The sequence below is a fragment of the Streptomyces sp. NPDC107654 genome (assembly GCF_055639035.1).
On the sequence record NZ_JBVKBI010000001.1, the window covers coordinates 633,814 to 653,812 of the forward strand.

22 protein-coding genes and 2 pseudogenes are annotated in these 19,999 nt (G+C 67.1%); 4 read left to right on the plus strand and 20 right to left on the minus strand.

Annotation, left to right across the window (positions count from 1 at the left end; all coding sequences use genetic code 11):
- Positions 1-18 precede the first annotated feature (18 nt).
- From ACZ7N4_RS02870 to ACZ7N4_RS02930, 13 genes are all read right to left on the minus strand, one after another.
- Positions 19-1,509: a DNA cytosine methyltransferase gene (locus ACZ7N4_RS02870; protein ID WP_471353040.1), complete on the minus strand. Its 1,491-nt coding sequence runs from the start codon at positions 1,507-1,509 to the stop codon at positions 19-21.
- 205 nt (positions 1,510-1,714) lie between these two features.
- Positions 1,715-2,335: a hypothetical protein gene (locus tag ACZ7N4_RS02875; protein WP_467394098.1), complete on the minus strand. Its 621-nt coding sequence runs from the start codon at positions 2,333-2,335 to the stop codon at positions 1,715-1,717.
- 93 nt (positions 2,336-2,428) lie between these two features.
- Entirely contained in the window at positions 2,429-2,713 is a 285-nt protein-coding gene (locus ACZ7N4_RS02880; protein WP_470532442.1) for a hypothetical protein, read from the minus strand.
- Between the two features lie 94 nt (positions 2,714-2,807).
- Positions 2,808-2,987 (minus strand): hypothetical protein, encoded by a 180-nt coding sequence (locus ACZ7N4_RS02885; RefSeq protein ID WP_471353043.1) that lies wholly within the window; start codon positions 2,985-2,987, stop codon positions 2,808-2,810.
- Between the two features lie 133 nt (positions 2,988-3,120).
- Entirely contained in the window at positions 3,121-3,723 is a 603-nt protein-coding gene (locus ACZ7N4_RS02890; RefSeq protein WP_471353045.1) for a helix-turn-helix domain-containing protein, read from the minus strand.
- A gap of 87 nt (positions 3,724-3,810) precedes the next feature.
- The gene (locus tag ACZ7N4_RS02895) at positions 3,811-4,965 is read right to left on the minus strand and encodes a PD-(D/E)XK nuclease family protein (RefSeq protein ID WP_471353047.1); all 1,155 of its coding nucleotides are present in this window, start codon (positions 4,963-4,965) and stop codon (positions 3,811-3,813) included.
- A 50-nt stretch (positions 4,966-5,015) separates the two neighbouring features.
- Positions 5,016-6,011, minus strand: a complete 996-nt coding sequence (locus tag ACZ7N4_RS02900; protein WP_471353049.1) for a recombinase RecT — start codon at positions 6,009-6,011, stop codon at positions 5,016-5,018.
- A 16-nt stretch (positions 6,012-6,027) separates the two neighbouring features.
- Positions 6,028-6,372, minus strand: a complete 345-nt coding sequence (locus tag ACZ7N4_RS02905; RefSeq protein WP_471353050.1) for a hypothetical protein — start codon at positions 6,370-6,372, stop codon at positions 6,028-6,030.
- 105 nt (positions 6,373-6,477) lie between these two features.
- Entirely contained in the window at positions 6,478-6,639 is a 162-nt protein-coding gene (locus ACZ7N4_RS02910; protein WP_471353053.1) for a hypothetical protein, read from the minus strand.
- Positions 6,640-6,772: 133 nt separating this feature from the next.
- Complete coding sequence (locus ACZ7N4_RS02915; RefSeq protein ID WP_471353055.1) at positions 6,773-7,342, minus strand: hypothetical protein; 570 nt, start codon at positions 7,340-7,342, stop codon at positions 6,773-6,775.
- A 324-nt stretch (positions 7,343-7,666) separates the two neighbouring features.
- Positions 7,667-10,081, minus strand: a complete 2,415-nt coding sequence (locus ACZ7N4_RS02920) for an NACHT domain-containing protein (RefSeq protein WP_467394116.1) — start codon at positions 10,079-10,081, stop codon at positions 7,667-7,669.
- On the minus strand, positions 10,078-10,434 hold the full coding sequence (locus ACZ7N4_RS02925) for a trypco2 family protein (RefSeq protein ID WP_471353057.1): 357 nt from the start codon (positions 10,432-10,434) through the stop codon (positions 10,078-10,080). Before ACZ7N4_RS02925 ends, ACZ7N4_RS02920 begins: the two co-directional genes overlap by 4 nt.
- A 344-nt stretch (positions 10,435-10,778) precedes the next feature.
- Positions 10,779-11,231, minus strand: a complete 453-nt coding sequence (locus ACZ7N4_RS02930; protein ID WP_359586453.1) for a hypothetical protein — start codon at positions 11,229-11,231, stop codon at positions 10,779-10,781.
- A gap of 79 nt (positions 11,232-11,310) precedes the next feature.
- Here ACZ7N4_RS02930 and ACZ7N4_RS02935 point away from each other — a divergent pair, with 79 nt between their 5' ends.
- On the plus strand, positions 11,311-12,429 hold the full coding sequence (locus ACZ7N4_RS02935) for a DUF4062 domain-containing protein (RefSeq protein ID WP_471353060.1): 1,119 nt from the start codon (positions 11,311-11,313) through the stop codon (positions 12,427-12,429).
- Positions 12,430-12,435: 6 nt separating this feature from the next.
- Here ACZ7N4_RS02935 and ACZ7N4_RS02940 read toward each other — a convergent pair.
- Positions 12,436-12,534: pseudogene (locus ACZ7N4_RS02940) on the minus strand (IS5/IS1182 family transposase); the annotation flags it as partial.
- Here ACZ7N4_RS02940 and ACZ7N4_RS02945 point away from each other — a divergent pair.
- The 3 genes and pseudogenes from ACZ7N4_RS02945 to ACZ7N4_RS02955 all read left to right on the plus strand — a co-directional run.
- Positions 12,535-13,494 (plus strand): annotated as a pseudogene (locus ACZ7N4_RS02945) (transcriptional regulator); the annotation flags it as partial.
- A 285-nt stretch (positions 13,495-13,779) separates the two neighbouring features.
- Positions 13,780-14,820 (plus strand): P-loop nucleotide/nucleoside kinase family protein, encoded by a 1,041-nt coding sequence (locus ACZ7N4_RS02950; RefSeq protein ID WP_471353062.1) that lies wholly within the window; start codon positions 13,780-13,782, stop codon positions 14,818-14,820.
- Positions 14,817-15,377 carry a guanylate kinase gene (locus ACZ7N4_RS02955; protein WP_471353064.1) on the plus strand — a complete coding sequence of 187 codons (561 nt, stop codon included), beginning with the start codon at positions 14,817-14,819 and terminating at the stop codon, positions 15,375-15,377. Before ACZ7N4_RS02950 ends, ACZ7N4_RS02955 begins: the two co-directional genes overlap by 4 nt.
- Positions 15,378-15,413: 36 nt before the next feature.
- Here ACZ7N4_RS02955 and ACZ7N4_RS02960 read toward each other — a convergent pair whose 3' ends face one another.
- From ACZ7N4_RS02960 to queC, 6 genes are all read right to left on the minus strand, one after another.
- Positions 15,414-16,271, minus strand: coding sequence for an NAD(P)-dependent oxidoreductase (locus tag ACZ7N4_RS02960; RefSeq protein WP_471353066.1), 858 nt, complete (start codon positions 16,269-16,271; stop codon positions 15,414-15,416).
- Positions 16,268-16,942: an HAD family hydrolase gene (locus ACZ7N4_RS02965; protein WP_471353068.1), complete on the minus strand. Its 675-nt coding sequence runs from the start codon at positions 16,940-16,942 to the stop codon at positions 16,268-16,270. Before ACZ7N4_RS02965 ends, ACZ7N4_RS02960 begins: the two co-directional genes overlap by 4 nt.
- A gap of 387 nt (positions 16,943-17,329) precedes the next feature.
- Complete coding sequence (locus tag ACZ7N4_RS02970; RefSeq protein ID WP_471353071.1) at positions 17,330-18,097, minus strand: GTP cyclohydrolase, FolE2/MptA family; 768 nt, start codon at positions 18,095-18,097, stop codon at positions 17,330-17,332.
- 2 nt (positions 18,098-18,099) lie between these two features.
- Complete coding sequence (gene queD / locus ACZ7N4_RS02975; protein WP_397948885.1) at positions 18,100-18,456, minus strand: 6-carboxytetrahydropterin synthase QueD; 357 nt, start codon at positions 18,454-18,456, stop codon at positions 18,100-18,102.
- On the minus strand, positions 18,456-19,091 hold the full coding sequence (gene queE / locus ACZ7N4_RS02980; protein WP_467394172.1) for a 7-carboxy-7-deazaguanine synthase: 636 nt from the start codon (positions 19,089-19,091) through the stop codon (positions 18,456-18,458). The genes queD and queE overlap by 1 nt, the downstream gene beginning before the upstream one ends.
- A 2-nt stretch (positions 19,092-19,093) precedes the next feature.
- Positions 19,094-19,804, minus strand: a complete 711-nt coding sequence (queC, locus tag ACZ7N4_RS02985) for a 7-cyano-7-deazaguanine synthase QueC (RefSeq protein WP_467394174.1) — start codon at positions 19,802-19,804, stop codon at positions 19,094-19,096.
- Positions 19,805-19,999: the final 195 nt, after the last annotated feature.

Consider the following 19,999-nt stretch of genomic DNA (forward strand, 5'->3'; position numbering starts at 1 on the left):
CTTCTTCGGGGGTGGTGGTCAGGCGAGGACTGGCTTGAGGCGTTCGCCGATCCAGCGGGCGACGTTGACCGACACGGCGTTGCCGGCCTGCTGGGTCTGGGCGGCTTTGGAGCCGACGACCTCGTAGCTCTCCGGGAACCGCTGGGCCGACAGCTGCTCGCGTGGCTGGAGCATGCGGAAGTAGCAGTCCTCGAGTGCGGGCGCGCTGCGTACGATGGCCGCCGAGTCGCGGGTGGACAGGGTGTGCAGGGGTTCGGACGCGGTCTTCGCCGCCGCCTTGCGGTACGGGATGACCAGCGTGTTGCGGGCCTGGGAGCGCACGTCCCCGCCGGGCACGACCAAGCCGTGGTGGCGGGCCGTGGCGATGGTGCTGAGCGGGGCGTCGATCGGCGCGGCGTCGCAGTTGTTGCGGAACTCCACGATGAACGGGTCCACCGTCACCAGGGCTTCGCTCTCGCGGGTGGTGCGGGTGCGCATCGGCTCGTCCGCCGAGGAGGCGGTGTCGTTCCACGAGTCTCCGACCGGCACCAGGAGGGCTTCGCCGAGCTTGGCCGTGCGGGTGGGCAGCGGCCGGGTGTGCGGGGCGAACGCGCGGTCGGTGCCGTCCTTGCCGTGCGTGAGGGTGACGACGGACGGCTGGTAGGGGAACTTCGCCAGCCCGGCGGCGATCCTGCGCATCGTGTTCGGCACTAGCGGCTTGGCCCGGTCCCCGATCCGCTGGCCGATGTTGTCCCACATGATCACGTCGGCGGCGGGTCGGACGTACGGCTCCACCAGCGCGTGGCCGCAGCGGGTGTTGGGGCACCGGTAGTCGTACTGGACGCCGTACTTGCCCACCTTCACCCGCGGGTCGCGCCAGCTCTGGCGTGCCTTGACGTCCCGGCCGCACTCGACGCAGTACGCCAGCGGACGCGGCGCGAAGTCGGGGCGGCGCACGCCCGCGAGGGTGAACACCAGGTAGACGCGGTCGCGCCATTGCGGGGCGTACGGGTTGGTCTCGGAGCCGATGTGCGCGGAGGACACGGAGACGATCTGGACCCGGTAGCCGAGCTTCTTCATGGCGCGGATCCACTCCGGGAACAAGAACCAGTCCGTGGCGAACTCGACCACGTTCTCCACGACAACGCAGGGGAACCGTTTTGCCTCGGCGGCGCGCAGCACGCACCAGGCGGTCACCCGGGTCATCTCGAAGGCTTCCGGCGGCAGCTCGCGCCACTGCTCCTCTTCTTCGAAGAGGGCGTCCTGTATGGGATAGGGGCGCTTCTTCCCGCCGGCGGGGCTGATCTCGGTGCAGATGACGCTAGCCCACAGGACGAGGGCCTTCGGGAGCCAGCGCATGGGGTAGTTCCGGATGTCGGCACAGCGCGCGGCTGCGGTCGGATGGTTGAACTCGAAGGTGTCGACAGCGGTCTGCCAGTGGTTGATGCCCAAGATGGGGTCGAATCCGGCTTCGAGCAGGCCGGTTGCGTCTCCGCCCGCTCCGCAGAGCAGGTGGATGGATCGGGGCACGGGTTTGTCTCCAACATCTGGGGCCGCACGGCCCGGCGGGCCGGGCGGCCGTGGTTCAGGACTGGTCAGGGGCGCGTAACGCGCGGTTGTGGCGGCTGTCCTCGATGCCGAGGGCGGTGAACGCCACCAGGCTGAGGGCGCACACGATCAGCAGCCAGATCACCGCTCCGCGCTCCCGATGGGACGCGGGGCGCGGCGTGGCCGGTCAGCCATCGCTGACGGTGACGCGGACGGTGGTGATGTGTCCCGCGCTCTCGAACAGCGCCAGCGGGTAGCCGTCGCGCTCGGACCGCTGCCAGACGCGGCGGTAGCCCTCGTGGTCGGTGAGCCGCTTCGACCACTCCGTGAACCGGGTGATGGCGGTGGCCGGGCCTTCGATCCCGGCGGTCTGGTTGTGGTTGGCGCCGTACGGCGAGGTGTGCGTGGCGGAGACGATCAGCCGGGGTGCGCGGCGGAGGACGTCCAGCGAGTCGATGCGGGCGAACAGCGGGATGAGGCTGTTGCCGTGGTGGCGCTGCGGGCCGTTGGGCGTGGAGTCGTACAGCACGGTGTGGCGGGCCGGGTCCTCGCGGTGCTGGCGCAGCGCGTGCCAGCCGTTAACGTCGGCCGGGTCCTTGGGAAGGGCGTCGGTAGAGGCGATGATCAGCTCGGTTCCGTCGCCGAGGTCGGCGCGGACGTGGTACTGCCCGCCGCAGGTCTCCAGGTCGGTGATCCATCCCGAGTAGCGCAGGGGGGTGATGAGGTGCCGGTAGGCGTGGAACAGCCGCTGCCACTGCGGGTCGTTGAGGCGGTTGTGGTCGGGCAGGGCCGCGATGGGGGTGGTCATGGTCTGGTCTCCAAGAGTGTGTGCACGGCGGGCACGCATCAGACGCGCCCGCCTACCTTGAAAAATGTCACCTATCTGAGGTGAAAGCGGATGTCAGATGGCGGGCAGTTCACTGCGGGCGAGGATCTGCACCGCCCACATCCGCCCACCGGGTGTGACGACGCAGCCGACCGCGCGCCCCTGGTAGGGCAGAACGAAGCCACTGCCGCCCTGCTCGGCGCGCAGGTCGCTGACGAGTTCACGGACGCCGTGTTCGGCGCACTCGGCCGAGCAGTACAGGGCGCCGCCGAGGCGCGGGGTGAGGCGGGGGCCGTGGATCACTTCGGCGACCACGACGTAGGCGTCGGGGGCGGGAGTGAGGGTGTCGGTGTCGGTCACTGACAGTCTCCAAGAGGTTGGTGAGGTCGGCCAGTTCCGAACTCATACTTATATTTAAATCGCAGACACGGAGGCGTCAATGTTGCTGATCTTGCTAACCACCCTGTCTGCGCCGGGAGTTGGCCGCTTGTTCCCGTCCCATGCGGGCGAGTTCCCGGGTGCGCTGGCGGGCCATCTCCAGCTCCTGGGGGTCCGTCTGCGCCACTCGGCGCTCCTGCTCGGCGAAGAACTCCCTTAGCCAGTCCTGCTGCTGGCGGTGGGCACGGTCGGCCACCTCGCGGCGCACCTGCTCCCGCCCGGCACGGGGGTTCGTGCCGCACCCGCGGCAGTTCCCCACCGGCTCGGCGTGCTTCGGGCAGCCCCTCTGCTGCTGCTCCCCGCGGCGCGCCTCGGCCTCGCCCGCGGCGTCAGCCGTGGGGGTAGGGGGGTGAGGAGGAAGGAGGGGGAAGAGAAGGGGTTTCCCCAGGGGAACCCGCTCGGTTTCCCTGCGGCAACCCACTGGGTTCCCCTGGGGCAACCCTGTCTTCGGGCTCACCAGGGTTCCCCTGGAGCAACCCTGTCGCCTCCGCACCTCTATGCACCGCACGGGCTTCCTCGCGGGCGACGACGTCCTGCTGGGTGCAGGCGGCCGAGGATGGTTTGCGGCGGGAGGTCTTGCGTGCCAGCCGGGGATTGGTCGGCGCGCTCTGCGCTGCACGGCGCCGCTCGACCAGCTCCTCCGTCGACGGGATGGGCGGCACGCCGTGCGGGAACACCCGGTACTCGGCGCGGCGGCCGACGCGGCCGACCGAGATACGTTCGACCAGGCCCAGGCCGACGAGCTGTGTGACGACCGTGATGACTTGCTTCTCCCCCACGCCGGCCCAGGCCATCATCCGCTCCAGTCCCGGCCGGGCCAGCCGCGTCTGATCGTCGGCCGAATCCGCGATCTTCATGAGGACCAACTTCTGCGTGGTGTTGATCACCTCCTTCGGCAGGTAGGCGGCCACCACCATCAGCTGGATGCTCACCGGCACCTCTCCGTGTTCCGTCCGTTTCCCGCCGCGCTGGAGCGGGAGCGGAGCGCACGTCGGCCCCGCCCCCGCCGGGTAGCGCGATCAGGGCTCCTTGTACGCGGTGACGTTGATGCTCACCGCTGTCCGCCGGTCGTGATCGAGGCGCGTGGGCACGGGAATGCCCACCTCCTTGAGCGTCGCCTTCATCGCCGCCGCGTCCGGCACCATCGGCACCTGCAGACCAGCGCGGCGGTACAGCGCGACCATCGCCTCGACGTCGTCGACCCGGGTCGGGTTGCCGCCGCTCCACTTCAGGACGTTGTCGCCGTAGACGCCCGGCTCGGAGCCGTCGAGCTTGGCTCGCAGGAACTTTTGCTTCTCCCTGAGCGGCTTGATCTGCTCGGAGACCTCGGCGTACTCGGCCAGCGCCTTGGCGCGTTCTTCGTCGTCGTGGATGAGCTGGCTCTGCGGGGAGCGACCGGCAACCAGCGGCCCCCAGCACGCCGTACGGAACGGGCAGTGGTCGCAGATCGCGGAGATGCCCGGCCCCTGGAAGGTGCGCGGCAGCTCCTCCGGGGAGGCGGCGGCCCGAACCTGCTGGACCCACCAACGAGCCCGGCGGGCGCGCTCGGCGTCGTAGGCGATCTCCTGCACATGGTCGTCGCCGTTGTCGCGGTTGATGAACCGGAAGCGGATGCGGGTGACCGGCACGGGCCCGAGGCGGGCAATCTGCCGCTGACCCCGGACGCCGGCGAACCCTTCAGTGCGCAGCAGGTCCGCGTACAGGTAGACCTGTCGCAGTTCGGCTTCGCTGGCGCCGTACCGCAGGACGTTGTCCCACTGATAGGTGCTCTTGGTCTTCACGTCCTCGACCGTCGTCTCCTCGGACGGGAGCGCGGGGCGCAGCCGCTTCGGCAGCCGGGCCGCGGTCGTGCTGTCGAGTTGGACGGCATCGATGTGGCCGCGGACGGTGTGGTCCTCGACCTGGCGCTCGACGAGCCAGCCGTACTCCTCGCGAGCCGCTTCGAGTATCCCGGCGTGCAGCCAGGTGCCGAGGATGGCCTTGCGCTTCTCGCCGGTGTCGGTCGGGGGACGGCCGTGCAGGAGATATCCGGCGCGGCGTGCGCACACGGTGTCGCTGGCGCCGAGCTTCGTCTGCCGGGAGCGGGGACGGCGTACGTCGGCCGCGTGAGCGGCGGGCCACAGGCTGACGGGCCGCTCAGGTGTGATGAACAGGGTGGTCACGAACTTCTCCACGAGGATCGGGGTACCGCCCGCTGGCCGCGGGCGGTACCCGTGTCGCAAAGTCAGGAGGCGGCGCAGCGGGAAGCGGCGGCCCGCTTTCGCGGCGCACGCTTCGCCGGCGCCGGGGCCTCGCCGGAATCGACGTCCGCGTCGGCGTTCTGCGGTGCAGTCGCAGCCGTCTTCTTCGCGAGACGCGCCCGCTTCTTCGGCGAGGGCTTCGCCGCGCTCGCGTCCTGGGCCTCGACCTCCGACTCGTCGGCCGGCTCCTCCTTTCCATCCCCGCCGGAGCCGCCGCCCGCTTCGAGACCAGCGGCCTCGCGCAGGCGCCGCGTGGCCTCTTCCGCCTCACGCACGACGGCTTCGGCGTCGGCCCGCTCCATCTCCTCGTCCACATACACGCCGGACAGGTCCTGCGGAGCGGCCATGCGCAGCGACCCGGCCTCGGCACACTTGCGCAGCATGTGGGCAGGCATCTGCTGCCACATCTTGGCCACGACGTACGCGCCCTGCTTGCGGTCGTAGTAGGTCGGGGCGAACTCGTCCCAGCGGGCGATGAACGGGAAGCGCGCGGTGCCGCGCATGACGGTGACCTTGACCGCGGCCGGGTACGCCTTGGACAGCCAGACGTCGTGGGCGTTGCCCTCGGAGTCGTAGTAGACGGTGTCCTCGTAGGAGATGGACTCCCCCGCCCTCGCCGCCGCCCGGTGGGCGACGGTGCGGAAGCCGTCGATGCCGGTCTGGATGGTCCAGGTCTTCTCGGGCTCGTCGGGGTTGTCGGCCGCCTTCCAGTTGGTGCGGCCGATCATGTAGATCTGCCGCGCGAACGGGTCGAGCCCGGTGCGGACGCAGTAGTGGAAGAACATGGCCAGGTGGCCACGCGGGGCGCTGGCCAGGCCGGGGCTGATCAGGTTCAGCGTCGAGAGCTGCTTGTGGTCGAACTCTTCCTGGTCGGCGCGCAGGACGATGGCGCTCGGCCGCACGGCCGGGTGTGCCGCCTTGTCCGTTTCGACCACCGCGCCCTCCACGGCGGTGGGCTCGGCGGGTTGTTCGTCGCTCACTCTTCTCTCCAAGAAGTCAGTCGGTCCGCAGGCTGCGGACCTCGAAAGCGCCCGCCCATTCGGGGTGGCGCTCGATGAGGAGCCGGACGTACCGGCTGCGGAAGTTGTTGTTGAGGCGGAATTCGTCGCCCTCGGTCGCCGTGACGTAGCGCCAGCGCAGGACCTCGAACAGCATCCCGATTCCGATGCGGCTCGCGCCGCGCTTGAGGTAGTCGGCGGTCAGGGTTTCCAGGGCGCGGAGCACCCAGGGGTTGAGCTGGTGGAACGTCTCGAACTGCGCCTGGATCGACGGCGCCTGCCCTTCGGGCTGCCGCACGGTGTGGATGACCAGGCCCGGTATTTCGTCCTGGACGGCTGCCATACCCACCCCCTGATGACCAGTTTCAAGAATGTCACCTATCTTGCAGGGGAGTGCGCCGGCGATCAACCCCACCGAGGGCAGGGGCAACTTCACATCTAGCGCAGGTCAGACAGAGGTGCTCTCAGCCGCGTCCTCCATACGCGCCTCGCGAGCCTGGTTCAACCGCGAGACGTCCCGCAGGGCTTCAATGGCGACGTTGGAGTCGGGGTGCTTCACGACGTAGAGCGAGAGGGCACCTTCAATGACGAGCACTTCACGGCTGTCCATGACGGCGACCTCGCCGCCGCCCGGGGGTGGTAATGAACTGCACTACTGGGCCTCCTTGGTGAATTGCGGCCCCCGTAAAGGGATTGCTTATATCTTATTCGCGATACGAGGCTAAGTACAGTGTTTGAGCAGGTCAGAGCACCTTCCGGGCGTGACGACCACGGGTGAGGACACGGCTTCCGGGCCCGTCATAGGTGCCGTGCCGCAAGGCGGCGACGACCGTCTCGTCCACCTCCCACGGCAGGCTGCGCGCGCTGTCACGCAGCTGCGGAACAGCGTCCAGCACGGTGTCCAGCAGCCAAAGCATTGACCCGGACAGCAACCAGTCGTGCTCCGGGAACCGCCCGGTCGTGATCGTCATAGCAAGGTTCCCCTGCGCGGGCAGGTGGAACATCTCGATGATCTCCTGCTGGCCCACGATCGGCGGCAGCTCATCCCCCAGGTCGGCCTCCCAGCCCTCGGCCTGCTCAGTGATGATGCGTGCCTTGACCTCGAGGTCAACCGGGCGGAACCGCTTCGTCGTGCTGCCGAATCGGACCGCGAAGCCCAATGGCCAGTACCGCACGCCGCTGACGACGATGGAAGTCGACGGATCCAGCACGCCGCGACTGGGTGCCAGCCACTGACCGACCATCTTCGGATCGACGCGGTACAGGGCGGCGAACTCCTGATGCCCGACCAGATACGGCTTGCGCCGACTCATTCCCCGTCCTCCGCTGTCGGTCCTGAACGCAGAGGGCAGCGTAGCCGCCCGGCCACGCCGGCGTACGCGACGGTCGCTGCTATCGTGGCCAGCGGTCTTCTCTCCAAGAGGCCACACGGCCCCTGCTTCGGCGGGGGCCGTGTGCGTTGCCGCGCTCTCTACGCGGTCTTGCCCTCGGGCTGGTCGCCGGTGGAGCTGACTCAGGTCGAGCCCTGCTCCTCCCTCTGTCGCGTGAACCGAAGGGCGTGGGTGGTGCGCCCGATGGTGACCTCGCGGAAGGCGGTCGCCACCTCGGCCTCCGTCAGCCCTTTGACGACAGGGTTTCTAGGCGCTGCCGTTCGGGGCACCGCCCGGCGCCCCTCCGATACGGTTGCGTCCCCAGCGCACCCGCGCACGCACCGCGGGATCGGCATGTCCTTGGAAGAGTTCCAGGACAGCCGCCGCGGCGGGCCCGCCGATCTTGCAGGCCGTCAGGACCACGGCTCGCGCTTCCTCCACCGTGAGCCCGTCCAGACCAGGTAGCAGCTCGAGTACCGCCGCCCCTGCACCCGCCAGTACATCGGCCGCCGCGTCGTCACGGGGCGGGACGAGCGCCTCGGCCCGGCGGAGCACTTCCTTGCTGACCTCCGGGTCGACCCGCGTTGCGTACCCAAGGGACGCCGTTGCCAGCAAGTGAATCCGCGTGCGGTGTTCCGGCTCGCGGTCACCACGGTTGACGAGGGCCAGCAGCAGCTGACTGGCTTCGCGCTCGCGGCAGTGGCCGACGGCCATGCGCACGACGTCTTCGTACTGTGGGTCGTGCGCGTGATTGATCAGGAAGCCGAAGTGGCCCCTGTCCACAAGCGCGTGGGCGGCGAAGAAGTCCTGGAAGGTGCTGTGCTGAAACGTGATGGTGCTGGCCATCTCGCGCAGGACTCCGCTGCGGATCAGGAGATGGCGCAGCGCCGACTCCGCCTTCGCCTGGCGTACGTCGAACTGGGCCAGGTCCGCTGCGAGGATACGGGACGCACGGCTCCTGCTGATGTCGGCCGCCCCATTGAAAGTCATCCACAGCGCAAGGGCCCCGAGGAGATGCTCCTGTGGTTCCTGGCCCAGGGTGATTCCCTCGGTGGAGGCGATTGCACGTTGTATGTCGCGCCGACCAAGTAGGAGGTTGAGGGCGACTCGGTGCAGCGACATGGGGTCGTCGGGCAGGCACCCCCGCTCTTCCAACCAGACCGCGCAGATCAGCGTACAGAGGCGGGGGTTCGCTGCCATCTCCGTCAGAGACGCCCTGGTGTCAAGCGCGGCCCGCAGGGCTCTGCGGTAGTCCTCCGCTTGGTGCCTGAACCAGCTCCAGTCCTCGCTCTCCCGCAAGGCGGCGAACCAGCGGTCGACGAAGGTGCCTACGTCCGCCGGGCTCATCGGCAGCACGCTGAAGGTGGTGAAGCCATACCCGGCGAGCCAGTCGTCCGGCACAGCGGACGGACGCGACGTCGCCACAACAGCAGTGTCGGGGTAGAGGGAGAGGAGCCCTTCCAGCCAGGAACGCACCCGTGGGCGCTGGTCGTGCTGGACCTCGTCGATACCGTCGACCAGGAGCAGGCCCCGACCCCGGTCCAGCACACGCGTCAGCCAGCCAACGGGCTGGTTGTCCGCCGCTGGATATTGTAATTCGCCGAGCAGCTGCTTCACTTGGGGAAGCCCTTGCGAACCGGTGAGGGCGCGCAGCGGGACCACGAACGGCACCCTGCTCTGCAACTGGCCCAGCTCGGAGGGCAAATCCCCCTGGGCGGCCCGCACCGCGAGCCAGTGCATGAGCGTGGTCTTTCCGGAACCGGCTGTGCCTTGGAGGAGGATCCGGCTTCGTCCTTGCAGCGCGGCCTGCACGCGTTTGCCGGTCGCCACCTCAGCGGCGGAGCGGTCGGGGCTGCGACGGGGTGCCGTCTCGGCGAGTTCGAGGGCCAGGAAGGCAGTGTCGAGGGGCCATACGATCCTGCCGAGTGCTGAGCCGTGGCCCAGCGTCTCGACCTTTCCGTACCGGTGCGCGACATAACCCCGGTACCGCACCTCGAACTCGTGGTCTTCGCGCTCCCGGTCGGAGAGTTCGTCCAGGGCTTCCACAGCGACGTCCGCGCCGCAGTGCCTGCCGAGAGCCTCCCGGAATCCCGGATCGTCGGCGATCACCCGCACCGGTATCGCCTCCACACGCCCGTTGTGCCAGCCGGCCGGTGCTGTGATGACCACGCCGATCAGGGCACCCTGGCAGAACAGACCGGCCCCCGACAGGCCCGACCAGGGCGACCGGTCCGCCGTCGGCTGTGGTGGGGTGCCGCTGCTCTCCAGCACGTACCGCCCGCCCAGGATCGAGGACCCCGGCTTGACCCGGCCTGAGAGTTGCTCGCTGTCGAGGTTGCCCCGCTCGTCACGCTGGACCAGGGGGAAGCCGATGGCCTGGCAGTTCTCCTGGGTGTCGAGGCGAATCAACTCGCCCCAGCGCAGCGGGGCGAATCTGTCCGACACGTCATCCGGCACGACAGGGGCACGGGCCACTAGCAGTGCCGCGTCGCACGCGTCGTCCTTGCGTCTCCACACGACATCGCAGGGCACCTCGCCGACGCCGCCGAACACCACTGCTTCGGCAGTGTCCTTCTCCCCTACGACGTGCGCGGCTGTAAGTACCAGCCGTGGCCCAAGGAGGTAGCCGCTGCCCTGCTGCGTGCCGAAGACGGCCGCGACACGCGAGCGGTGCGGATTCACGACCCGTCACCGGGTGGCTGGGGGGTCCGTGTGAAGCCGGCTGTGCCGCCACGGTCGGTGTTGCCGATCTCCAGGGCGCGTCCCGTCGCCGCGTCCTTGGGGCTCAGCATGAGCTTCACCCGGTGCGTGTCGACCCGGCCACGCGACAGATCGGCTCCGGCGGTGACCACCCACGCCTTGACGCCAGCCCTGCCCGTGACGTCCTTGCGTAGCTCGACCGTGAACTCCAACTCGATGGAGTCCACCGCGAAGCGGACCGCTTGATCAGCGCCCCGCGCCGCTGCTTCCAGCAGTTCGTCGCGCAACGACTGGACGGCCCTCGCCAGTTCGACGCCTTCAAGATCCTGACTCATCGTTCCCCCGTGCACAGGGTCGTGCGTTAACACGGGCGGAGAGTGACCGCCCGGGGGCCGAGCGTAGCGCCTCGCTCTCGGACCTGTCAGGTAATCGGCAGCCGCTGCGAGAAGACGGCCACCATCTGCCCAGCCGGACTCCCAATCGCGAGAATCTTCCACGGGTCCGCCCGCTGAGCCAATCGAAACATTAAGACGTTATGTCATTTGGTGTCTGGGTCGCAGATGAGCGTGCAGGCGATGCTGGTGAAGGGGATGAAATGCCCGGCTTTGCACTCTGGCGGCGGTGCGGTCGGCGGCATCATTTGCAGGCGAGGCTCAGCCGACAGCCCTCCAGACGAACATCAGGCCACTGCCACACACACGCTGAAGAGGCACAGTCCGTACAGGGCGATGGCAAGGTGCAGAATCACCCACAGGCGATGAAGACGAATGCGATGCAGCCGAGGAAACCGACGGTAATGATCGGCTCTGGCACGTACCAGTCCTTCGTCGGAGCCCAGCACACCCAGCTCCACCAGGTCCTTCGTCAAGGCCCGCGCCTGAGAGAGGTGGTAGGAAGCCCGTTCGAAGTACTTGGAGACTGCCACCGCCCCGTACCCACCGGTCATCGCCACGAAGAGACACAGAGGCATGACGTACGTCGAGAACTTCTGCTGGACAATGAGAGCACTCAAGGCAGCCGTGATGACGAGCAGGAGGTTGGTCAGTGCCGAGCGTTGGGTCTCACACTGTCGTAGCTGCTCCCGGTGCTCCTTCCAGTAGGCGCGTATCGCCTCTTCCGAGACTTCAGCCATGAAGAACCCCCGCATCCCAGGCACTCGCCGGTCATCCGGTTCACTTCGACGAACCCCTCAGTAGTGGAGACACCGTAGCGTGAGAATCTTCATCAGCAGCGTCCGCAAGGGACTGGAAGAGGAGCGCGACGCGCTGCCTGGACTCATTCGCGCGCTGGGGCACACCCCGGTCCTGTTCGAGGACTTCTCCGCGCAGACCACGCCCAGCCGACAGGCGTGTCTGGCAGCTCTCGACTCTGCGGATGTCTGCGTCTTCCTACTCGGACCGTCCTACGGTCACGTATTCCCCGAGACAGGGCAGTCGGCAACACACGATGAGTGGGTCGCGGCCAAAACAGCGGGCAAGCCGCGCTGGGTCTATCGCAAGCTGGGCGTCACGTTCGAGGACACCCAGCAGGATTTCGCCCGAACCGTGGAGGCCTACGCCACCGGGGTGTTCCGTGACTCGTTCCACGACACCGCCGAACTGATGACCAAAGTGGTACGCAAGGTCAAGGAACTGGAGTCAGGCCCGTCCCCGCTGTCCTTCGCGCCCCTGGCACAGCCAGTTCCACTACGTTGGAGCATCGACGAGGCTGGCGTCGAAGGCGGCGTCAGCCTCCCTCTGCTGGAACTACATGTTTTTCCGGTGGGGTTCGCCGGCTACTCGGCAAGGGAGCTGAAGGAGGTCGGCACATCGCTGGCGGACCGGATCCGCCGGACCGGGGCAGTCAAGAACGACGTTGCCCTGATGTCGTCCAGTTCCCACGAGCATGCAATCGTCAGCATCCCCGTCAGCCGGCCCCGTACGTGGGATGCCCCTCAGCCTGAGGAACTGGTGGAAGTTCGCTTGCACAAATCGGGCCAGGTCACCCTGCGGGCCACACTCCCCCGAGACAGCATGGGCTCCATCCTCGATCACGACGCGCTGCCCCGGCAAGTCACCTCCCTGCTGAGGTTCAGCGGCGCACTGGATCTGATCCAGACTGACCGCATCGTCGTGGCGATCGGTGTGTCAGACCCCAAGCTGACCCAAGTCGACAGGTTTAACCCGCATCAGTCACGTACGCGTGCTCAACTCAGCTCCTACATGCGCTCTTTCACGCTGCGAACCGAGCCGGATGAGTCCATCAGCCAGGCCGCGCTGGACACGGGTGCCGAGGAAGTCGGTGGCATCCTGTCGCGAGCCCTGATCAAACAGCACCCCTCAGCCTCCTAAGAGGTGCTAACAAAGGCGTTGGACGTGCCGGTGGGTGATCAGGCAGGTCGCGAGGCCGAGGAAGGCTTCGTGGATGTCGTCGCGCCGTTCCCAGCGGACGCGTAGGCACGCGACTGGCTGATGAACACCCTCGACCAGAGTCCAGAGCCCGGCCCCCGCGTACGACTTGAGGACGTGACGGCGGTCAAGAACATGTTCGGCGAGTTCCAGAAGATGGACGTACTCCAAGGAGGCGGTTCTGGTCGCCTGATCCTCGCCGAGTACATGAACCAGCACGTCTACCCCCTGCTCCGTCGCACCTACAGCGATGACGTGCGACGGGCACTCTGCGAAGCGGCGGCCGAGCAGACATACCTTCTCGGGTGGATGGCCTACGACAGCGGCGAGCACGGCGTAGCCCAGAGGTATCTCATCCAGTCCTTGCGTCTCGCGGAGGAATCCGGCAACGCTGCCTTGGGCTCCCACGTGCTCGCGGGTATGGCCGACCAGGCGACCCTGCTCGGAGATCCCGCCGAAGGACGGCGCCTGGCCCAAGCGGGGCGTCTCGGACTCTCCCGCGCGAACTCGTCGGCCTGCCTCGCGGACCTCTGGTGCCTGGAGGCACGGGCGCTCGCACTGCTCGGCGACAAGACCGCGGCGGCTCGCGCCGTGGTCGAGTCGGAGCAGGCGTACGCGAACGCACGGCTGGATGAGGAACCGGAGTGGGCGGCGTTCATCGACCCGGCCTACCTGCACGGCGAGCACGCCAATACGTTCCGGGACCTTGGGGACGCGGCTTCCGCAGACGAGCACGCCCGCAGGTCTATTGACCACGCCAGGAGCCAGAAGCGCGCTCGACGCGGGGCCATGTCGCAAGCCGCTCTGGCCGTCGCTCACTTGCAGAGGAACGACCTGGAAGCGGCCCACGCGGCTGGCGTTCGCACTTTGAACCTGACCAGGCAGGTGAGGTCCTCGCGTGCCGTAGAGGCCGTGCATGACCTTCAACGACGTATGCGACCCTTCGGCAGTCATCGGCTCGTGGCCGACTTCAACGAGCGCGCCAGGGAGCTCACCGCGGCGGCGTAGCGAGGATGCGGGTGCTGGGCTCGGTACGGCGGCGCAGACGGACTCGTCGATGAAGGTATGCACGTCCTCGGGCAGCGCATGGTGAGGCTCCATCAGTAGATCGCTATTGGAGGGAGGCGGACTTACAACGACCGCGTCGGTGTGACCATGACAGCGGTTCGGAGGTGTGCGGAGTATCACGAGCCGTTGCCGAAGCTGCTCATCAGCAACTCATGGCCGATTGACCTGACTTTTCAACATCCGCTTTCACATGCGTTCATGAGAGGCTGACTTAGGCTCCGGATCGTGATCAGGGATGGGCAGGCGGTAGGCGCAGTGGGGAAGAGTCGCCCGGGGTGGCGCCCGGACAAGCTGAGGCAGCAACACGAAGCCCACGGCCTGACGCTCGAAGGCGCGGGCGAGCAGCTGCGCGAGGTGGCCCGGGCTGCGGGACTCGCGGTGCCGGCCGCCAACTTCCAGACGCTGTGGCAGCACGAGCAGGGTGAGGTCTATCCCGGACCGCACTATCGTCGCGCGTACTGCCTGCTGTACCGCGCGACCGAGCCCGAACTCGGCTTCCGTAACGCCCTGCCGGACGAGGCCAGGAAGCTCAAATTCACTGCGTCGAGCGAACCACACACTGGAGCCCACGTGCTGGCTGTGGAGCGCGCGCTGCTCCAACTCTCACCTGGTACGGAGGACACCGACGGACAGGGCATTCAGCAGCGCATCCTCGACGCCTGGAAGCGCCGTCACACCGGCGGTGACCCGAACAAGCCGACCCTGATGATGGTCGGTGGCTATGCGGGCAGCGGGAAGTCAGAGTTCGCCCGCTTCATCTCCCAACTCACTGGCTGGCCCGTCCTCGACAAGGATCCGATCAGGGGCCCACTCGTCGAGCGACTCCTCGTGGAAATGGGCAGCGACCCGAACGACCGGCACACCGACCTCTACCGGGAGAAGGTCCGTCCGCTCGAGTACCAGTGCCTGCTGGAAACCGCCTACGCCAACATCGACTGCGCGATCAGCACCGTACTCACCGCGCCGTTCATCGCCGAGGCAACCGACCCTCGCTGGATGCGGCGCCTGATCAACCGCTGCGAAGCCCGTGGCGTCACCGTTGCTGTCGTCTGGATCCAGTGCGACATCGACACGATGCACGAGTACATCAGCTTCCGTTCCGCCGCACGGGACAGCTGGAAGCTCCAGAACTGGAACGCATACGCCGCCGGGATCGATCCCGATCTGCGGCCTGTCGTGCCGCACTTGGTCGTCGACAACCGGCTAGGTGCCGCGATATCGCTCACGGACCAGGTGCGCCAGGTCTTCGGGACGGTGTTCCAATGAGGCACGGCATCCTGCTGTACGGACCTCCGGCGGCAGGCAAGGACACGGTCACCGACGTACTCACCGAGCTCGACGCGCGATATGTGCGGTTCACCCGACTCAAGATCGGGGCGGGGAATACCAAGGACTACCGGATGGGTACGCCGGAGCAGTTGGCCAACCTGGAAGCCCGTGGTGACGTCATCTACCGCAACGAGCGGTACGGCAACATCTACATCGTTGATCAGCCTGGCCTCGAGCAGGCCATGGAGGGTGGCCGGACCCCTGTTGTCCACCTTGGCCAGATGGCCGGGATGCAGCAGGTATCCGCCCTCTTCTCGGCGCACTGGGTGCGCGTTCTGCTGTGGTGTTCCAAGCAGACCACCGCGCTACGCTCACCGCAGCGAGGCGACAACGACACCGCGGCTCGGCTGGCCGCATGGGACGCCACCGAGGCCGATCTTGCGGCTCATCCGCGGGCGCAGTGGGAGCTGCGCGTGGACACGGATACGACGGCGCCCCGTGAAGCCGCGAAGAGGATCGACGACATCGTCCGCACAACGTCCCCTCGCGCCTGAGAGCCAGGACTCGGCGACCCAGCGAGTGCTGTCAGCTCAACTCGGGTCGTCCTGATCTCGCTCACCGCGCAGGGTTTCCAGCGCCTCGGCGATGTCCAGGCGCTCGTCCTTGTTGCCGTTCCACCGTGCGAGCGTCGCGGCAGCGGCGTGCATAAGGGAGTCCGGCAGGCCGACATCGGCGAGCAGGGCCGCCGCGTCCTCAAGCTCCGGGCCCCACCGCCAGGCGCGCGCGGCGGTTTTGGGAATGTAGTCGGTCTCCGCAAGGTAGCTACGGGTGCGCTTGGCCGCGATCACCAGCAGTTCGTCCGCGACTCCGTACGATTCAGCTGCTCCGTACGCCACGGCGGCGAGGACACGGGAGACCTTCTGGTAGCTGGAGTACGCGAGCTTGAGTGCGGAGGCCTGGCCGATGCTGTCCCCCAGGACGTGAGGCCGGACATCGGTTCCAGCGAAGATTTCGGCGATCCTGTCGGCCTGCTTTCTGGGGCCGGACAGGTAGAGCGTGGGGGTCTTGCCGCCCACCGGAGGCGATCCAACCACCGCGGCGTCGATGACCGGCATGGGGGCCAGGCGGTCGGCGATGCGCTGCGCCCGCGGCGGCGCGACGGCGTTCGCTTCGACATAGATCGTGTCCGCGCCGGCCATACTGAGCTCGGCCACTTGGGCGGCCACCTCCTCCGCGGCGGTCGGCGGGCACAGGGAGAGCAGCACATCGGAGCGGAAGACGAGTTCGGGCAGTGTCTCGGGTTCGAGACCCGCGTGCTCAGCCCTGCGGTGAGTAGTGTCGCTGCGTCCTTCAGGAGACCACAAAACGGTGTGGCCGCATGAGCGCAACTGGGAGCCGAAGGCGGATCCCATGCTGCCGGGGTGCAGCAGTCCGACGGTGTACGTCATGCCGTGGCCCTTGCCTGGTCGGCGCCGTGCAGAAGCAGGCGGTCGATGGCGGCGCGCGCATGGGGCACCGTGTGGTCTGGATCAGGGTCGGCGAGCGACCATGAGCGGCTGTTGCCGACCCAGATAGTGCGCAGCCCCGCGGAGCGTCCGCCGCCGATGTCGTTGACGGGGTTGTCACCGACCATCCAGCCACCATCGGCCAGCACGGCGCCGCAGCGGGCCGCAGCCAAAGCGAAGTGCCGACGCTGCGGTTTGCGAGCGTCAGCCTCCTCGGAGACGAAGACGCCGTCCACACGCTCGGCGATACCAGTGGTCTTCAACTTGGCGCGCTGGATGTCCACCGCACCATTGGTCGCTACACCCACCCGCCAGCCGGCTCTACGCAGCTCGTCCAAGCCGTCGAGGATCTCCTCCGGGCACGAGACCGAGGTCGCGATGTCGGCGCAGTACGCGCGCCACAACTCGTCGGTCGACAAGGGCAACTGGTACCGGGCGCGGATCACTTCGAATGTGGACGGATAGGCCCGCTCGGCCACCATGCCCAGCACGTGCGCCCGCTCCTCGTCAGCCAGACCGTGCCGGGCGGTGAACTCGGCGGACCAGTCAGCCAGCGTTCTCCGTCGGTCCACGAGTGTGTTGTCGAGGTCGAAGAGAACCAGGAGACGCGCCATATGCCGCACCCTAACTGCTGCGCTCCCGCCTACGAGGCGTCCGGTGCGGGGCGCTGTGGGCCCAATGCTCACACCCGCAACACCAAGGCTTCAGGTTGTACAACTGTCGTACAACCTTCGTGTCGCTGTCACTGGAGAGCTCCCGATTCGCTTCGGGTGACGGAGCAGGAGGTGACGAGCGGCAGAACCAGGCGGGCGTTCGCCGCGCTCGCGGCACCAAGTGTGGCGCGATCGAACTCGGCGAACGGTCCGTCCGTCCCCTGCCTGCCGCTCGGGTCAGCCGCACAGCACGGCCTCACGACCCAACTCCCCTCCCTCTGGAAGGAGCCCCAGGGAAAATGCAATGAGCAGAACGATGGGTGCAGGTCCCTACATCGGCCGTAGAGATCATCCAGCGACGTAAGCGACGGCGTCGTGGCTATGGATGCTTTCCAGGTTGCGGACCTTCACACGGTGACGAAGACCTCGCTCCCGGCAGTCGTGGCTGACTTTCCGCACCATGTCCTCGACGAACATGGGGTGGTCGTACGCCTGCATCGTCAGCACTCGCTCATCGGGGCGCTTGACCAAGGGCACGACCGGCGCGGACGCGCACCGCTCCAAGAGCCTTACGGCCTGCTGTACGCCGAAGGGGTACGGCGTATCTCCGTCTCCCGTCACGGAAAGGGTGACTCGGCTGCGCTGATTGTGCGCACCGTAGTCCGAGATAGCTTTCGAGCACGGGCAGAGGCTGGTCACCTCGGTGGTGACGGAGGTGATCACCGTCGCGGCACCGTCGTCCCAGCGGCCTTCGAAGCGGACATCGTGGACCTGCAGCGATTCTTGACCGCTTGCAGGTGCCACCACGGTCGTACTCAAGGGAACATCGATCGCCACAGCGAATGCTGGTGCATCCAGGAGGTCCGCCCCGACCTTCAGGAGGTACGGCAGCTTGCGGGGATCGAACCGGCGCAGGTGCTCATGAGCGAAGGCCACCATGCGGCTCATGTGGGTTCCGCGGCGGTCGTGCTGGAGCCGCACGGTTACTTCGATCTCGGCGACGCCCTCCTGGCGGAGGTGACCGTCCTCGACGTACAGCGGGTACCGAAGGCCGCTGATGCCTACGTCGTCGATCTCGATACCTCGGGCATCGGTCTCGTTCTGGATGTCGTGCATGCTCACTCGCCCCGATAGGTGCAGCCGGAGGTGCACGTCTCGCGGACCGTGAGCGCAGAGAGGTCAGGCAGGGCCGGCTTCAGCCGATCCCAGATCCAGCGGGCGAGGACCTCGCTGGTCGGGTTGTCCAGGCCCTCGATGTCGTTGAGGTAGTAGTGATCAAGCTGCGCTTCGATGGGCTTGAAGGCCTTCTTGAGGTCCCCGAAGTCCATGACCCAACCCGCCTCAGGGTCCACGGGCGCCTCTACATGGACGATGACCTTGTAAGAGTGGCCGTGCAGGCGTGCGCACTTGTGTCCCTCGGGAACCCGGGGCAGGCGGTGCGCGGCTTCGAACGTGAACTCGCGGAAGATTTCCATTACTGAATTCCCAGATACTTGTGCGTCTGGAGAGAGAGGATCCAGCGCGGGTTCTTCATGCAGTACTCGACCGTCGCCCTGGTGTTGGCTTCAACGTCAGGGTTGTCCATGGGCTGGAGCCGGAAGTACCGGAAGTCCAACTGCTCGAACTGACGGGGGTCACCTCCCAACTGGGGGTAGACCAACTTCAACTCGTCACCGCTGGTCACGACCAACTCAGAGCCGATCTTGGGACTGACGCAGAGCCAGTCGATGCCCTTGGGGGGCACACGCGTGCCGTTCGTCTCGACTGCCACCTCGAAGCCGCGGGCATGCAGCGCATCGATCGCTGCTTCGTCGAGTTGCAGGAGCGGCTCACCACCCGTGCACACCACAAAGCGGTGCTCTCTGGAGGACGAAGGCCACGCGTTTTCGACTGCTTGAGCGAGGTCGTCCGGGCTCCGAAACTTGCCGCCACCTTCTCCGTCAGTTCCGACGAAATCTGTGTCGCAGAACTGGCAGATCGCACGGTGACGATCCTTCTCCAGACCCGTCCACAGGTTGCACCGGGAGAAGCGGCAGAAGACGGCTGGCCGGCCTGCGTGGCTCCCTTCGCCTTGCAGGGTGTAGAAGATCTCCTTGACCTGGTAGGTCATTCTCACGCGCCCTGGTACTGCACGGGGTCGGTGACGCCAGCCTCGGCGAAGCCCTTGAGTCGGAGCAGACAGGTCTCGCAGTGCCCGCAGGCCCGTCCCTGCTCATCCGGGTCGTAGCACGAGGACGTCAGGGAGTAGTCCACGCCGAGGCGCAGCCCTTCACGGACGATGTCAGCCTTCGACATGGTCATGAGCGGGGAGTGCAGCTTGAGCTTCTGCGTGCCCTCGACTCCGGCGCGGGTGGCCAGGTTGGCCATCTGCTCGTACGCCTGCATGTACTCAGGCCGGCAGTCCGGGTAGCCGCTGTAGTCGACGGCAGTCACGCCGGTGAAGACGTCACTCGCCCCGACCGTCTCCGCGAAGGCCAGCGCGAAGGACAGGAAGATCGTGTTGCGCGCCGGAACGTAGGTGATCGGCACGCTGCTGTCGATGCCCTTGTCGTCAGCGGTATCCAGGGACTCGTGCTTCGGAACCTCGATGTCCGACGTGAGCGCGGAGCCACCGAAAACTCGCAGATCGATGTCCGCGATCACGTGACGCGCAACCCCCTGCGCCGCGGCTACGCGCTTCGCAGCCTCAAGTTCCACACTGTGCCGCTGGCCGTAGCGGAAGCTCAGCGCGTACGGCGTGTAGCCCTGGTCCTTGGCGATTGCCAGAACAGTCGTCGAGTCCAGCCCGCCACTCAGAAGAACGATCGCGGGACGCTCCGCCATGCCTGCTCCCTATCTAGGTCTCATGTGTACGGGTGAACCCTAGCGTGAAAACTGACAGGTAGAGTAACGACAACAATCTTCCAGTTAGAGGCGTCGGGGAGTAGGGGCTGCGTGAGGCAACTAACGCTGGTCGTCACATGCACGGACCGCAAGGCTGCTGTGCCAGAGACCGAACTGCAGGCGAGGCAGCTTCCC